This window comes from Labrys sp. F242, from assembly GCF_057813875.1.
Genome location: NZ_JBVASG010000001.1, coordinates 2,592,152 through 2,605,967 on the forward strand (window position 1 = coordinate 2,592,152; position 13,816 = coordinate 2,605,967).

At 63.1% G+C, this 13,816-nt stretch carries 14 protein-coding genes; 10 read left to right on the plus strand and 4 right to left on the minus strand.

Annotated features, from left to right (window positions below):
- Positions 1-109 precede the first annotated feature (109 nt).
- A complete protein-coding gene (gene hemB / locus ACZYTC_RS12170) occupies positions 110-1,147 on the plus strand; it encodes a porphobilinogen synthase (protein WP_434955826.1) in 1,038 nt (345 codons plus the stop codon).
- Between the two features lie 18 nt (positions 1,148-1,165).
- Here hemB and ACZYTC_RS12175 read toward each other — a convergent pair whose 3' ends face one another.
- Positions 1,166-1,447 (minus strand): Rdx family protein, encoded by a 282-nt coding sequence (locus ACZYTC_RS12175; protein ID WP_434955825.1) that lies wholly within the window; start codon positions 1,445-1,447, stop codon positions 1,166-1,168.
- A gap of 198 nt (positions 1,448-1,645) precedes the next feature.
- Between ACZYTC_RS12175 and ACZYTC_RS12180 the strand changes: the two genes are divergently transcribed.
- From ACZYTC_RS12180 to ACZYTC_RS12190, 3 genes are all read left to right on the plus strand, one after another.
- Complete coding sequence (locus ACZYTC_RS12180) at positions 1,646-2,983, plus strand: branched-chain amino acid ABC transporter permease (RefSeq protein ID WP_488989688.1); 1,338 nt, start codon at positions 1,646-1,648, stop codon at positions 2,981-2,983.
- Positions 2,984-3,094: 111 nt separating this feature from the next.
- Entirely contained in the window at positions 3,095-3,850 is a 756-nt protein-coding gene (locus ACZYTC_RS12185; RefSeq protein ID WP_488989689.1) for an arginyltransferase, read from the plus strand.
- Between the two features lie 156 nt (positions 3,851-4,006).
- Positions 4,007-4,354, plus strand: coding sequence for a GCG_CRPN prefix-to-repeats domain-containing protein (locus tag ACZYTC_RS12190; protein ID WP_434955822.1), 348 nt, complete (start codon positions 4,007-4,009; stop codon positions 4,352-4,354).
- Positions 4,355-4,605: 251 nt separating this feature from the next.
- Here the strand turns inward: ACZYTC_RS12190 and ACZYTC_RS12195 are convergent, their stop codons facing one another.
- Positions 4,606-5,532 carry a PfkB family carbohydrate kinase gene (locus tag ACZYTC_RS12195; RefSeq protein ID WP_441773832.1) on the minus strand — a complete coding sequence of 309 codons (927 nt, stop codon included), beginning with the start codon at positions 5,530-5,532 and terminating at the stop codon, positions 4,606-4,608.
- A gap of 269 nt (positions 5,533-5,801) precedes the next feature.
- Here ACZYTC_RS12195 and ACZYTC_RS12200 point away from each other — a divergent pair, with 269 nt between their 5' ends.
- The 3 genes from ACZYTC_RS12200 to ACZYTC_RS12210 all read left to right on the plus strand — a co-directional run bounded on the left by ACZYTC_RS12200 (position 5,802) and on the right by ACZYTC_RS12210 (position 7,683).
- Positions 5,802-6,164, plus strand: coding sequence for a hypothetical protein (locus tag ACZYTC_RS12200; protein WP_441773831.1), 363 nt, complete (start codon positions 5,802-5,804; stop codon positions 6,162-6,164).
- A gap of 198 nt (positions 6,165-6,362) precedes the next feature.
- A complete protein-coding gene (locus ACZYTC_RS12205) occupies positions 6,363-6,923 on the plus strand; it encodes a GNAT family N-acetyltransferase (RefSeq protein ID WP_434955819.1) in 561 nt (186 codons plus the stop codon).
- A 286-nt stretch (positions 6,924-7,209) separates the two neighbouring features.
- Positions 7,210-7,683, plus strand: a complete 474-nt coding sequence (locus tag ACZYTC_RS12210) for a hypothetical protein (protein WP_441773830.1) — start codon at positions 7,210-7,212, stop codon at positions 7,681-7,683.
- Between the two features lie 70 nt (positions 7,684-7,753).
- Here the strand turns inward: ACZYTC_RS12210 and ACZYTC_RS12215 are convergent, their stop codons facing one another.
- Positions 7,754-8,896 carry a Gfo/Idh/MocA family protein gene (locus ACZYTC_RS12215; RefSeq protein WP_441773829.1) on the minus strand — a complete coding sequence of 381 codons (1,143 nt, stop codon included), beginning with the start codon at positions 8,894-8,896 and terminating at the stop codon, positions 7,754-7,756.
- A gap of 219 nt (positions 8,897-9,115) precedes the next feature.
- Here ACZYTC_RS12215 and ACZYTC_RS12220 point away from each other — a divergent pair, with 219 nt between their 5' ends.
- Complete coding sequence (locus ACZYTC_RS12220; protein ID WP_434955816.1) at positions 9,116-9,268, plus strand: hypothetical protein; 153 nt, start codon at positions 9,116-9,118, stop codon at positions 9,266-9,268.
- Positions 9,269-9,448: 180 nt separating this feature from the next.
- Positions 9,449-10,276, plus strand: a complete 828-nt coding sequence (locus ACZYTC_RS12225) for a MurR/RpiR family transcriptional regulator (RefSeq protein ID WP_441773828.1) — start codon at positions 9,449-9,451, stop codon at positions 10,274-10,276.
- Positions 10,277-10,382: 106 nt separating this feature from the next.
- Here the strand turns inward: ACZYTC_RS12225 and iolG are convergent, their stop codons facing one another.
- Positions 10,383-11,369, minus strand: a complete 987-nt coding sequence (gene iolG, locus ACZYTC_RS12230) for an inositol 2-dehydrogenase (protein ID WP_441773827.1) — start codon at positions 11,367-11,369, stop codon at positions 10,383-10,385.
- Between the two features lie 465 nt (positions 11,370-11,834).
- Between iolG and ACZYTC_RS12235 the strand changes: the two genes are divergently transcribed.
- Positions 11,835-13,754, plus strand: coding sequence for a bifunctional 5-dehydro-2-deoxygluconokinase/5-dehydro-2-deoxyphosphogluconate aldolase (locus tag ACZYTC_RS12235; RefSeq protein WP_488989690.1), 1,920 nt, complete (start codon positions 11,835-11,837; stop codon positions 13,752-13,754).
- Positions 13,755-13,816: the final 62 nt, after the last annotated feature.

The window sequence follows — 13,816 nt, forward strand, 5'->3', positions numbered from 1 at the left end:
AGCAATCCTGACCTGTGCGTTCCGAGCTGCGGGGGTGTGACATGAGGACATGCCTGCGCCTGCCTGGATGTGATAAAACCCGTGCAAAGTTCAATTCGAAGAGACTGCGATGCCCTCCTCCGTCACCCCGCTCATATCAGCCCTCGCCTCCGCCTCGGACCGTCTCGACCTGGTCGAACGCCCGCGCCGCAACCGCAAGAGCGAATGGGCCCGCCGGCTGGTGAAGGAGAATGTGCTCACCACCAATGATCTGATCTGGCCGATCTTCGTGCAGGAAGGCGAGAATCTCAGGACTCCTGTGGCAGCGATGCCGGGCGTCGACCGGGTCAGCATCGACATTGCCGTCGAGGAGGCGCAGCGGGCCGCCGCCCTCGACATTCCCGTGGTGGCGATCTTCCCCTACACCGATCCCTCCCTGCGCGATCCCACCGGGAGCGAGGCGCTGAACGCGCAGAATCTGACCTGCCGGGCCTGCCGCGCCATCAAGGCCAAGGTACCGGGAATCGGCTTGCTGACTGACGTCGCACTCGATCCCTACACCTCGCACGGCCATGACGGGCTGCTGGAAGCCGGACGCATCCTCAATGACGAGACCGTCGCTTTGCTGGTGCGCCAGGCCCTGGTCCAGGCCGAATCCGGTTCCGACATCATCGCGCCGTCCGACATGATGGACGGCCGCGTCGGCGCCATCCGTGCTGCGCTCGATGCCGCCGGTTTCCTCGACGTGCAGATCATGGCCTATTCGGCCAAATATGCGTCGGCTTTCTACGGCCCCTTCCGCGAGGCGGTGGGCTCGTCCGGTGCGCTCAAGGGCGACAAGCGCACCTATCAGATGGACTACGCCAATACCGACGAAGCCCTGCGCGAGGCCGAACTCGACATCGCAGAAGGCGCCGACATGATCATGGTCAAGCCGGGCCTGCCCTATCTCGACATCGTCGCCCGCCTCAAGCAGAGCTTCGGCCGTCCGACCTTCGCCTATCAGGTCTCGGGCGAATATGCGATGATCATGGCGGCCGCCCAGAATGGCTGGATCGACGGCGAAAAGGCGATGATCGAGAGCCTCACCGCCTTCAAGCGCGCCGGCGCCGACGGCATCCTCACCTATTTCGCACCGCGCGCCGCCGAATATCTGCGCGGCAAATAGCAGGCCGCGCTTGCGGCCCTACCGGTCGATATGGCCGAGGTCGCGGTCGGGATCGAGCCGGTCGCGCACCAGCTGCTTGAGCGCCTTCACATCGGGAAAGCCGCCATCGCGCTTGCGTTCCCAGATCTCCTGGCCGTCATACTCGATGCGAAAGGCGCCGCCGGTGGCCGGTACCAGCGTGACCTCGCCCAGATCCTCGGAAAAGGTCGAGAGCAGTTCCTGGGCCATCCATGCCGCCCTGAGCAGCCATTGGCATTGCCGACAATAAACGATGGTCACACTGGGCTTGCCGTCACGCATCACGAGTCTCGAACCAAGAACGGGAGTTGTACGATATCCCCGTAGCCGCGCCAGGAAAAGCTCGCGGTTAAGTGACCTGCCATCCGGAGCGGCGAGGCTTGCTGTCCGAATCGCGGCGAGTCTGTAATCTCGCCGATAGACAGCGCCGATATCAAAACTCGGGTCAACCGATCTGGCGCGAAGATTCAGGCGGCACCATTGATCCATCGTGTCATCGCCCTGGTTCTCGTCACTTTATGCCTGGCTTCCTGCAGTGACAGCCTCGACCCGCAGGAAGTTCGCATCTGCCGGCAGACATTGCCTGCCGTGACGATCGAGCCCGATGAGCTCACGGTCACTGCCATCGCCCCGGCTTCCGCACCGTTCAAGATGCGCATCGACTATCGGGCTTTGCAGGACGGGCGCACCACCGATCATACCGTGCTTTGCGCCTTCGGGTTGAGCTCGCAGGATAATCGGTTCATCGAGCTGAGTGCCCTGGCTGCGGATGGCAGGTCCTTTCCTCCCTGGAAGCTCCACCTCCTCAAACGCTATTGGCTCGAGCGGCCCGAGGCTGTCCTCGCCGATCCCGGCGCCGGCGAAACCATAGCCGACGTCCCCGAGGTTCCCCGCAGTGTCGCCTTTCTGGTGCAGAGTCTTGGCAATGGCGTGCCGACCACGGCGATGACCATGCTGATCGCCGTCGCCTATGCCCTCGTGTTCGGCCTGGTCCAGCGCATCAACCTGGCCTTCGGCGATTTTGCCACGCTCGGCGGCGTGATGAGCGTCTCGATCATGCTGATCATGCTGGCGCTGGGCTCCCGCTCGCCGGCCTTGGACCTCATCATCGTGTTCGCAGCCGCCGTCGGGCTGGTGGTTCTGGCCGGCCACATGGTCGAGAAACTGGTCTTCGCTCCCCTCGCCTTCCGGCGCGGCCAGACCATCCTGATCGCTACGGTGGCAGTGGCCTCGGTGATGCGCGAGGCGATGCGTGTCGCCCAGGGGCCCAACGATCGCTGGGCGCCGCCGATCACCAGCCCCTATCTGCCCGTGGTGCGGTCGGGCAATTTCGTCGCCCACATCACGGTTATGCAGATGTCGATCGGCGCGGCGGCCGCCATCGTCGCCATCGCCGTCGTCATGCTGATGCGCCGCAGCGAACTCGGCCGGCGCTGGCGGGCCATATCGGACGATGCGCTCATGGCCAACCTCGTCGGGATTTCGAGCCGAGGCATGCTGGCACTGACCTTCGGCCTCGCTTCGGCGCTGGCCGGCTTCGCCGGTTTCATCATGACCGTCTATTATGGCGGGGCCGACGCTTATGGCGGGGCCATGATCGGCCTGAAAGGCCTGGTCGCAGCCGTCATCGGGGGTATCGGCTCCATCGAAGGAGCCTTGCTCGGTGGCCTCGTGCTCGGCCTGTTCGAGGTCATCTGGCAGGCCTATTTTCCGATTGAGCACCGCGACGTGGCCGTGATGATCTTTCTCGTTCTCATGCTGATCTTCCGCCCGGGCGGGCTGTTCGGCTTTGCTGACACCACGCCCCGGCAGGTATGAGAGGCGGCGGCTTCAAAAACGGCCTTCAGCGCGATAATTTGATGTCGCCAGGCAGGGGGACTCTGGCGAGACGCAGCGCCCGGTGGTAACTTTCGCCTTCATGCATGGAGAATGGCGTTGAGCATTGAAATACGCGACTCACCGCAATTCTATCTGACCGCACCATCGCCCTGCCCCTATCTGAGGGGCAAACAGGAGCGCAAAGTGTTCACCCACTTGATCGGTGAACGGGCCGCGCGCCTCAATGACGTGCTCAGCCATGGCGGTTTCCGCCGTTCGCAAACCATCGCCTATCGGCCGGCCTGCGAGAATTGCAAGGCTTGTGTTTCGGTGCGCGTACCGGTTGCCGATTTCGTCAGGACGAAATCTTTCCGCCGCGTGCAGGCCGACAATCGCGACGTCACCTCGCACATGCGCAGCGCCACGCCGACATCGGAACAATATTCCACCTTCAGGGCCTATCTCGACCAGCGCCACGCCGATGGCGGCATGGCTGACATGACGGTGCTCGACTATGCCATGATGGTCGAGGATACCCATGTGAACACGCAATTGGTGGAGTACCGGCTGTCCGGCGCCGGCCTGCCGTTGAACCGTCAGGGCGAGGGTCCGCTGATCGGGGTTTCCCTCACCGATGTGCTCGCCGACGGCCTGTCCATGGTCTACTCGTTCTACGAACCCGCCATGGCGGGGCGCAGCGTCGGCACTTTCATGATACTGGACCATATCGGCCGCACACAGGCGATGGGACTGCCCTATCTCTATCTGGGCTATTGGGTCGAGGGATCACGCAAGATGGCCTATAAGGGCCGCTTCCTGCCCCAGGAGCGGCTCGGTCCCAATGGTTGGGATCGCGTCGAGAAATAGGCGCCGGATCGGCCGGGCACGGCCCGTCATCCCGCCATCATGTTTCTGAACGCCAGATGACCAGGGCGTTCGCGCCGCGTTCAGGCAGGAAATGGCATCGTGTCTTCATTGCTCCTCGAGTTCCCAAGAACTCGGGATCCCTCAATGAGGTAACCGATGAATCTTCTCGGCAAGACCATGATTGCGGCCTCCTTCGCGCTGACGGGCCTGATGGCCAGTGTCGGCTCGTCCTCCGCCATGAACGTTGCTCCCACGACGCCGGGCGCCTCGCCGCTGGTCCAGGATGTCCGCTGGGGCTGTGGCCCTGGCTGGCAGCCCAATCGCTGGGGCCGCTGCGTCCCGGTTCGCCGCCCCTATTACGGCTATGGCGGGGGCTATGGCTACGGCGGTGGCTATGGCTGGGGTCACGGCCCCCGCAGAGGGTGGGGTGACGACTGGGGTCGCGGCCGCCGTGGCGGCTGGGAACGCCCCTATTATGGCCGCGGTCAGTGGCGCGACTACTGATCCGACAAAGCAAGCCATGAGGCGGGCGGCTGGATCGAACCCGCCCTCCTCATCCGGTTGAGCCACCGGTGTCCTGCGTAACTGGCTCACGCGTAAAAACGGTGCCCCAGGCAAGCGCTCGCCTTGCGAAAGCGAGACACATGCAGGCGCCTGACGGCACCGTTTTGCATTTCAATCGTTGCCGCGTCACATGCAAAACTGCGTCGCGCCGGAGAGTACGATGATAGGCTTTTTGGCAGGTGCGCCGCGCCTCAGGAGACGCGAAGCGGGTCCAGCCGGGCCGCCGCTTCCTCGACGGCTCGCCTTTCGGGCATGCCGTCCCAGCCATTGCCGAGTTCGCATTTGAGGCTCGCGGCAGCGCTGGCAAAGCGGGCGGCGTCGATCACCGACCGCCCTTCCGCCAGCCCGGCCGCCAGGGCGCCGTGAAACACGTCTCCCGCACCGGTAGTATCCAGCACACTCACCGGCAAGGCGGGCACGAGGGTCAAAGCGCCATCGACCCACCACAGTGAGCCTCGTGCACCCAATGTAAGGCCGAACATGCCGCCGAGGCGCCGCGACAGCGCTTCACAGCCATCCGTATCCGGCTGCGCTCCGGCGCTGGCAAGCGCAAATCCATCCTCGGAGAACACCGGGAGGCTTGCCCGTCGCGCCAGTTCGAACAGCACCGCCGGATCGGTGACCTCCGCGTCGAGCACCGACGGGACTTCGGCCGCAGCGGCCGCATTCAGCACGGCAAGAGAGGCTTCGTGCCAATTGATGTCGGCCAGCACTGCGCCGGCCTTGGCGATCTCCTGCAACGGCAGATGGGCCGGCGAGGCCGGCAGATCGGTATGATCATGCCCAACGATGAAACGTTCGCCCTGGCGATCGACGATCACTACGGCAGTGATCGTATCCATCTCCCCACTGCATTTCACGCCATCGATCCCAACACCGTGATGGCGCAGGCGCTCGCACAGGAAGGACGCCTCGGCATCGCTGCCCAGGCGGCTCCACAATTCAACCGGCTGCAGGAGACGGGCACAAGCCACAGCCGCCGTCGCTGCCGGCCCACCGCCCCGCTTGAAATGGTGCCGGGCCGTGACCTTGATCGCCTGCCGTGGCATTTCGTCGATCTCCAGCACCTGATCCACCGTTGTGGTGCCGACACAGATGACAGGGCCCCTCGTTCTCATCGGCTCTTGCATGATAGCCTTGTCTTCGCCGCCCGGGGCGTTCCGCCCGCGGGTCCTTTCAGGATGTTTCCTCGCGGTGATATAAGGCCAGTTTGTCAGACAAAACAATATGGTGATCGGCTCTCCCGAAGGGCCTTGCGGGCAGCGCAAACCATGACCGGATCGGGTTGGCAAGCCTTACCAAACGTCAGTTTCCCTACCGATATAACACTCGCGTCACGCTCGTGCTGGTGTTGTCAGACCAACGTTCGGGGATCGGGGAAGAGCGCATGTTGCAGCTATGGACAAAAGCGCTCGCCTCGCAATGCTGTAATAAATTACCGGCGGACTTGGTCGCTTGCGCTCCCCAAGAGGCAATGAAAAGCCCGGTCCATGCAAACGCTGTCGGGCGGTCGGATGGCTCGAATAGGGCATTCAATCGCCGAGTAAGATCAACCGCGACCGGCCAGATCCGCAATGTCGCTGCGACTGAAACCGATTTCGGCAAGATCCTTTCGGGTCCGCATCCGACAGGCCTCCAGGCGCTTTTGATAGGCCCGGTACGCCTGACAGCGGATGCGCAGATCGGCAAGGACGCTGGCAGCAATCATCGTCATTTTCTCGAATTCACCGTTTGTTGCGGTGCAACATAACATGCGCCAGACCGGCCCTATAGCGATGCGAGCGCATGGCTATCATGTGGGCCTTTTCGCAACAGCCCAAACCCAGGAGCTAGGACTATCGCCTACCTGACTAACCAACCGCCCTCCGAATTGTCGAAGGGAACCAACACGCATTTTGCACCTATCAATACGACCGATCGCACGGATGAGATCGAGGAAAGTTCACCTATGCCCCTTCTGTCGGCGTTCACCGTCGCTCCCACCATCGAAACGTCGCGCCTGATTCTTCGGGCGCACCGACCCGGCGATCTGGAGAGCGTCACGGCTATGTGGGCAGAGCCCGCGGTGCTTCGCTATGTGCGTAAGTCCCCCTATCCGCGCGAGGAAGTCTGGACTCGGATGCTGCGCTATGCCGGCCATTGGCTCTGGATGGGGTTCGGCTTCTGGATCGTGACCGATAAGGCCGACGGCCGTTTCCTCGGCGAAGTCGGCATTCATAATTTCGAACGTGACATCGAACCGGAATTTTCAGGTACGCCGGAACTCGGCTACTCCCTGATTGGAGCAGCCCATGGCAAGGGCTATGCCACCGAGGCGGCCAAGGCCGTGCTGAACTGGTTCGACGGTCATATCGACCTGCCGCATACCAATTGCATGACGAGCCCCGACAATATCCACTCCCAGCGGGTCGCCCTCAAATGCGGCTATGATTATCTGCGCCAGTCCATTCATCTGGGTTCTCCGGTCGCGATCTTTCGCCGGCGTAGAGTCATCGCTCCCTCGCCATGAAGCAATGTGGAACCATGGCTTGATCGGCTCGATGACGTTAGGGACAGCAAGGCCTTGACTGAGATTCGATCAGGAAAGCTTGCGGCCGCAGAGCGTCGGCAAGCTTTCGCCGAGGTGGAAACTGATCCGAGCTGATGAAGGTTCCGCTTTTTTCTTTGGCAGACTCGGTCTATCACCAGGGTGTGCCGTACCTTCGCCGCATTCCTGATCACAAAAATAGGCATTCCGGCTGAGGCTTATCCAGAGTCGGCGGCGGGCAATATCCGCCGAAAATGAGGGAGTTAGAATGATGCTTCGTTCCGCCATCATTGGTACCGGACTACTGATCGCTAGCGCGGTCGCTCTTGCTGCGCCGGCTCAGGCGCTCACCATGAAGGAGTGCAGCGACAAATATCAGGCCGCCAAAACTGGCAACACGCTCAATGGCGCGAGCTGGAACGATTTCCGCAAGGCACAATGCGGTACGGAAGCGACGCCGGCTGCCACGGCGCCGGCAGCACCTGCGGCCCCGGCCACGACAACGGCTGCCAAACCGGCTCCCGCCGCCAAGCCGGCTCCGACCGCCGCAGCATCGGGCAACGCGGTGTTTCCGTCGGCTATCGATCCGAAATATGCCAAGGAATCTGCCGGCAAGCAGCGCATGCACACTTGCCTCGACCAGTACAACGCCAACAAGACCAGCAATGGCAATGGCGGCTTGAAATGGATTCAGAAGGGCGGTGGCTATTACAGCGAATGCAACAAGAAGCTGAAGGGCTGATCTCCTTCCTTTTTCATGCGGCCGCGGATACCCTCCGCGGCCGTTTTATTTTGCGATAAGGGCAAAACAATCAACCTCCGACCTTGACCCAGCTTCCCTTTGTAAAGCTCTCCGCGATGGCATGGACAGTGCGTTCAATGGCAAGGCCATCATCGAAATCGAAAACTGACGCCTCCTTGCCCTGGATGCGGGCAATCAGTTCACGGCACTCGATCACTTTCAGATCATTGAAGCCGAGCCCATGGCCTGGCGCCGGAATGAAGCGATCATAGGGTCTGTGCACGGGCGCACTGAGGATGGTCCGGAACCCTTGGGTTTCCTCGGCCCCCTCACGGCGAAAGAGTTGCACCTCGTTAAAACGCTCCTGATCGAACACGACGGCCCCGGCATCACCGAAGACCTGCAGCTGGATCCGCCCCTTGCGCCCCCAGGCCGCGCGGTTGACGGTGAGCACACCCGAGGCGCCACTCTCGAGACGCAGCAGGGCCGTGGCGATATCATAATTCTCGATGGCCCGCCTGCCACCGTCTGGATGCGGGCGGTCCGCATAGGGCCTGGCCATCTCCCCGAACACTTCGGCGACCCCGCCAAGGACGAAACGCAGCAGGCTGAGGGGATGCACGGCAAAGTCGTCGAGAGCCCCGTACCCGGCGCTGGCCTCGTTGCGGGTCGCGAAGGGGGTTTGCCGGTCGGCCATGAAATCCTCGTCCATCTCCAGGCGGACGTGGTTGACGACGCCGATCGCGCCCTCGCCGATCAGCTTGCGGATCAGCCGCATGGCGGGGTTCTGTATATAATTATAGCCCAGCACCGCGACCTTGCCGCTGCGGCGCCAGGCGGCGTGCATCGCCTGCGCGTCGGCAAAAGCGGTCGCCATCGGCTTTTCGCACCAGACATGCTTGCCCGCCTCCAGCGCAGCGATTGCCATCTCGGCATGGAAGCGGTTCGGCGTGGTTATGGAGATCACGTCGATCTGCGGGTCGGCCAGGAGTTCACGCCAATCGCCTGTCGAGGCCGCAAAGCCGAGTTCCTCCGCCTTGGCGTGGGCGAGATCGGCCGAAGCCTCGGCAAGCGCGAGCAAGCGGGGCCGGGCGAGATCGCCGAAGGTCGAAGCCACCGCATTCCAGGCCAGGGCGTGACATTTGCCCATATAACCCGTGCCGATCAGGCCGATTCCAAGCCCCCTGCCGTCCGATTTGGCCAACGCGTCCATCACCTGCCTCCATTCGCGTTCATCTGCCATACCGCCATGGTATGGCCGTCATTCCATTTCATTGTGCATCGCAGCACAGATCTGCTGTATGTTGCAGTGCATCAAAATCGGCATAGATCGATTCGACTCACCGGGAGCGCTCCTGCGGCCTCTCGGAGGAAGAAAGGATATCCATACTGGCTCGCGCCGTTCGCCGTCGCAGCCAAGGGGACAACTGCCATGCTGTTTACTGGCATCATCGCGGCCTTGATTGCCCGCTTCACCGACGACCCGGCCCGGCATCTGCCGCCGCCCTCCTCCGATGCACCACGCGACCGGGATGAGGAAAAACCGACAACCGACAGTGTCGATCCGCTCACGCGCCGACACTGAGCTGATCCACACCCCCGATTGCGAAACGGGTTTCGCAGCCTTTCCAGTTGCACTAACCTTCCCTGGGGCGCGCTTTTGCGGCACGATCCGGCATCGCAGTCGCGTGGCATCACTGCCAGCGGCGTCAATGATAGGGAGGGCAGCGAGAACACTGCCCCGCTTCTGGAACGGGATAGGACCATGGCTGAGGACGAGACGCGCGACTTTGCCGACTTTTCCGCGCGCCTCGCCGACCGGATCGACCAATTGCCCAAACGCCTGAGGCAAGTGGCTCATTTTGCCAACGACCATCCCGACGAGATTGCGCTCGGCACGGCCGCCGCGATCGCCGAAAATGCCGGCGTGCAGGCTTCCACCCTGGTTCGCTTTGCCAAGACGCTGGGCTATTCCGGTTTTTCCGACCTGCAGCAGGTCTTTCTCACCCGCCTGAAGCAGCGTTTTCCCGATTATCGACAGAGAGTGGCCTTGCTGCGGGCCGAGCCGAACGAAGGCTCGCTTTCGGCACCGCTGCTCAACGGCTTTGCCGATGCCGCCACGCTTTCGATCGAACGCCTGCGTGCGTCCGCCGATCCCGAAAAGATCGACGCAGCCATCGAATTGCTTGCCGGTGCCGACATCATCCATCTGGTCGCGGCCCGCCGGCTTTTCTCGGTCGCCGCCTATCTCGCCTATGCCTTTGGCAATCTCGGCCAGCGTTGTGCGCTGGTCGACCATGTCGGCCAGCTCGGCAAGGAACAGATTTCGCTGGCCGGCCCCAGGGACGTGGTGCTGGCGATTTCCTACAACCCCTACTCGCCCGATACCATCGAACTGGCCGGCATCGCGCATCAGCGCGGCAATGCCATCCTGGCCATTACCGACAGCCCGGCGAGCCCTCTCGCACGCCTCGCGCGCATTCGCCTGGATGTGGAAGAGGCCGATCATGGTGCCTTCCGTTCGCTGGCGGCGACATTCGCCCTGGCCATGACGCTTGCCGTCGGCACGGCCGAACACAAGGGACGCGACTGAGGGGGCAAACTGCGAGCGCGGCCGAGGCCAGCACTTGGAGTGTCGATCCCGCTCCATCTTTCGATGGAACCGAGGGGATCGACACGCCGTATCTCCCGCGCCTGCCCTAGAGCTTTACCGCATTGCCCGTCTGGGCGGCCTGCGTGGCGGCATCCGCCAGGATCTGGGCCTTCAGCCCGTCCTCGCCCGAGGGGTTGGGAACCTTGCCCGCCAGGATGGCATCGACGAAGGCCGTCATCTCCAGGCGGTAGGCCTCGGCATAGCGTTCCAGGAAGAAGTCCTGCACGGGATCGGCGAGGAAGCCGGCTCCCGTCGCCACTTCCACGGTGGTCTTCGGCACGTTGTGGGCACGAATCAACCCCTTGGAACCGTGCACCTCGATGCGTTGGTCATAACCATAGGTCGCGCGTCGCGAATTCGAGATCTGGGCGATCTTGCCCGAAGCCGTCTTCAGCAGCACGGCGGCAGTGTCGACGTCACCCGCCCTCCCGATCGCCGGATCGACGAGCGCGGAGGCGACCGCATGCACCTCGACCGGCTCCTCGGCCAGCAGGAAGCGGGCCAAATCGAGGTCATGGATCATCATGTCGCGGAAGAGACCGCCCGAGCTCTCGATATAAGAGACAGGCGGCGGCGCCGGGTCGCGCGAGATGATGGTGACCAGTTCCACCTCCCCGACCGATCCGTCGACGAGACGCTGCTTGAGCGTTGCGAAATTGGGGTCGAATCGGCGGTTGAAGCCGATCATCAGCGGCTTGCCGGCCCTGCCGACCTCGGCGAGGCAGCGGCGGATCCTGTCGGAAGACAGATCGACCGGCTTCTCGCAGAACACCGCCTTGCCCGCCTGCACGGCTCGTTCGATCAAATCGGCATGCGTACTGGTCGGCGTGCAGATCAGCACCGCGTCGACGTCGTCGGCCGCGATAGCCTCGTCGATCGTGCTGACACGTGCGCCGGTCTCGGCTGCAAGCGCCTCGGCGGAGGGTTGATGCGGATCGGAAACCGAAATCAGCCTGGCCTGCGGGTGCAACGCCGCGTTGCGGCCATGGATCTTGCCGATGCGGCCGGCGCCGAGAACTGCGAGACGAACCATTTCTCTCCCCAATCTGTCGATTTGACCCGAGGACCGGGCCTCTTTGCTGTACGATAATCACACGCAGATTCCTGAGGAATCTGCAGAATTCCAAACGCTTGCGGAATTTCCCGATATTGCTCATTCATGGGCAGTGCCGTGAAATTCTGCTGGGGCAATCGCGCCACGCCCTCGAATCGCAATCTTTCATGCGGAGGCGGTGGCAACGCCTGCTTCGTTCCAAAATATGGCATTTTTATTCTATATTGACAACACAATAGAATATATGTTTCATTTTTGAAGCGCCGACCGAAGGGCGCGGCAATCGCCGCAACGCCCACCGAGCGCGGCGACAAAAACAAGGCGGCGGCTCGCCATGGCGTCGCCAAGAGGAAGCGTTATGCGCCGGCCGTTCCTGCCCGACGCGGTTGCAACTTTGCAGCCGGGACCGAGGGATCAGGTGGCCTGCCTGTCTGGAGGTCAAGGATGAGCACGCCCGCACTCGATGTCATCACGATCGGCCGCGCTTCGGTGGATCTTTATGGCCAGCAGGTCGGCGGCAGGCTGGAGGACATGTCCTCCTTCACCAAGGCTGTAGGGGGCTGCCCCGCCAATATCGCCATCGGCACCGCCCGCCTGGGCCTGAAATCCGGCCTGATCACCCGGGTCGGCGACGAAGCCATGGGCCGCTTCATCCGCGAGCAAATGCAGCGCGAGGGTGTTGCCATCGAAGGGATCCATACCGATCCCGCCCGCCTCACCGCCCTGGTGATTCTCGGCGTGCGCGACGAGAAGCAATTTCCCCTCATCTTCTATAGGGACAACTGCGCCGACATGGCGCTCGACGAAAGCGACATCGACGAGACGCTGATCGCCTCGGCTGCGGCCATCGTCGTCACCGGCACGCATTTTTCCAAGCCCAACACCGACGCCGCCCAGCGCAAGGCCATACGCCTTGCCAAGAAGCATGGCCGCAAGGTGGTGTTCGATGTCGACTATCGGCCCAACCTCTGGGGCCTCGCCGGCCACGGCGCCGGCGAGGAGCGCTACATCAAAGCCGATCACGTCACCGCGCATCTGCAGACCATCCTGCCCGACTGCGACCTGATCGTCGGCACGGAAGAGGAACTCGCCATTGCCGGCGGTTCGGAGGACACGCTCGAAACGTTGAGGCGCATCCGGGCCATCTCCGCCGGCACCATCGTCTGCAAGCGCGGGCCGATGGGCTGCGTCGTCTTTCCAGGCGCCATCCCGGCAAGCCTCGACGACGGCATCCGTGGACCGGGCTTTCCGGTCGAGGTCTATAATGTCCTAGGCGCGGGCGATGCCTTCCTCTCGGGTTTCCTGCGCGGGTGGTTGCGCGGCGAGCCGCTCGAAACCGCCTGCGCCTATGCCAATGCCAGCGGTGCCTTCGCGGTTTCCCGTCTGCTTTGCTCGCCGGAAATTCCGACTTTCACCGAGCTGAGCTATTTCCTCGACCATGGCAGCAAGGAGCGCGCCCTGCGCAAGGATGCTGCCATCAACCACATTCATTGGGCCACCACCCGCCGCCCAGCCCCCGAAGGGTTGATGGCGCTCGCCGTCGACCACCGCGCCCAGATGGAGGCGATGGCGGACGAAATCGGCGTATCGCGGGAGCGCATCTCCGTCTTCAAGGCCCTGGCGGTCAAGGCCGCCGCCAGGATCGCAGCCGGGCGACCTGGTTACGGCATGCTGATCGACGGCATCTATGGCCGCGAAGCCTTGTTCCGTGCCGCTGACCATCCCTTCTGGATCGGTCGGCCGGTTGAACTTCCAGGCTCCCGGCCTCTGGAGTTCGAAGGCGGCCCAGACATCGGCACCAGCCTGATCGAATGGCCGGTCGGACACACGATCAAATGCCTTTGCTTCTATCATCCGAGCGACCCCGCTGCCCTCAGGGAGCAGCAGGAACGCCAATTGCTGCGCCTTCACGCGGCGGCGCGCACGGTGGGACGCGAATTGCTGATCGAGATCATCGCCGGCAAGCATGGTCCGCTCGAGGACGACACCGTGTCGAGCGTGGTGCAACGCCTCTATGATCTCGGCATCAAGCCGGACTGGTGGAAGCTGGAGCCGCTGAAGACCGCCGCGGCCTGGCGTGCCGTCGCTGAGGTGATCGAACGCAACGATCCGCTTTGCCGCGGCATCGTGCTGCTCGGCCTGGAAGCGCCTGAGGAGGATCTCGAAGCCGCCTTCGCGGTGGCGGCGAGCCAGCCCATGGTCAAGGGTTTTGCCGTCGGACGCACCATCTTCAACGAACCGGCCAGGGCCTGGCTGCGCGGCGCCCTCAGCGATGAAGACGCCGTCGATGCCATGGCATCGCGCTTCGCCCGGCTGGTTCAGGCCTGGCAGAGCGCCTCCGGGCAGGCGGCGGCTGCCCAATAGCCCTCGCGAAGCGGGTTCGTGCGCGCTATGGTCCGGCATCCCAGGCAGGGGCGGCGCAGGGC

Coding starts and splice junctions, on each gene's coding strand:
- ACZYTC_RS12185 (WP_488989689.1), top strand. CDS start 3,095: ATGGCGTTGAGCATTGAAATACGCGACTCACCGCAATTCTATCTGACC.
- ACZYTC_RS12215 (WP_441773829.1), bottom strand. CDS start 8,896: ATGGACGCGTTGGCCAAATCGGACGGCAGGGGGCTTGGAATCGGCCTG.
- iolG (WP_441773827.1), bottom strand. CDS start 11,369: ATGGTTCGTCTCGCAGTTCTCGGCGCCGGCCGCATCGGCAAGATCCAT.
- ACZYTC_RS12195 (WP_441773832.1), bottom strand. CDS start 5,532: ATGAGAACGAGGGGCCCTGTCATCTGTGTCGGCACCACAACGGTGGAT.
- ACZYTC_RS12235 (WP_488989690.1), top strand. CDS start 11,835: ATGAGCACGCCCGCACTCGATGTCATCACGATCGGCCGCGCTTCGGTG.
- ACZYTC_RS12200 (WP_441773831.1), top strand. CDS start 5,802: ATGTTGCAGCTATGGACAAAAGCGCTCGCCTCGCAATGCTGTAATAAA.
- ACZYTC_RS12190 (WP_434955822.1), top strand. CDS start 4,007: ATGAATCTTCTCGGCAAGACCATGATTGCGGCCTCCTTCGCGCTGACG.
- ACZYTC_RS12220 (WP_434955816.1), top strand. CDS start 9,116: ATGCTGTTTACTGGCATCATCGCGGCCTTGATTGCCCGCTTCACCGAC.
- hemB (WP_434955826.1), top strand. CDS start 110: ATGCCCTCCTCCGTCACCCCGCTCATATCAGCCCTCGCCTCCGCCTCG.
- ACZYTC_RS12175 (WP_434955825.1), bottom strand. CDS start 1,447: ATGCGTGACGGCAAGCCCAGTGTGACCATCGTTTATTGTCGGCAATGC.
- ACZYTC_RS12205 (WP_434955819.1), top strand. CDS start 6,363: ATGCCCCTTCTGTCGGCGTTCACCGTCGCTCCCACCATCGAAACGTCG.
- ACZYTC_RS12210 (WP_441773830.1), top strand. CDS start 7,210: ATGATGCTTCGTTCCGCCATCATTGGTACCGGACTACTGATCGCTAGC.
- ACZYTC_RS12225 (WP_441773828.1), top strand. CDS start 9,449: ATGGCTGAGGACGAGACGCGCGACTTTGCCGACTTTTCCGCGCGCCTC.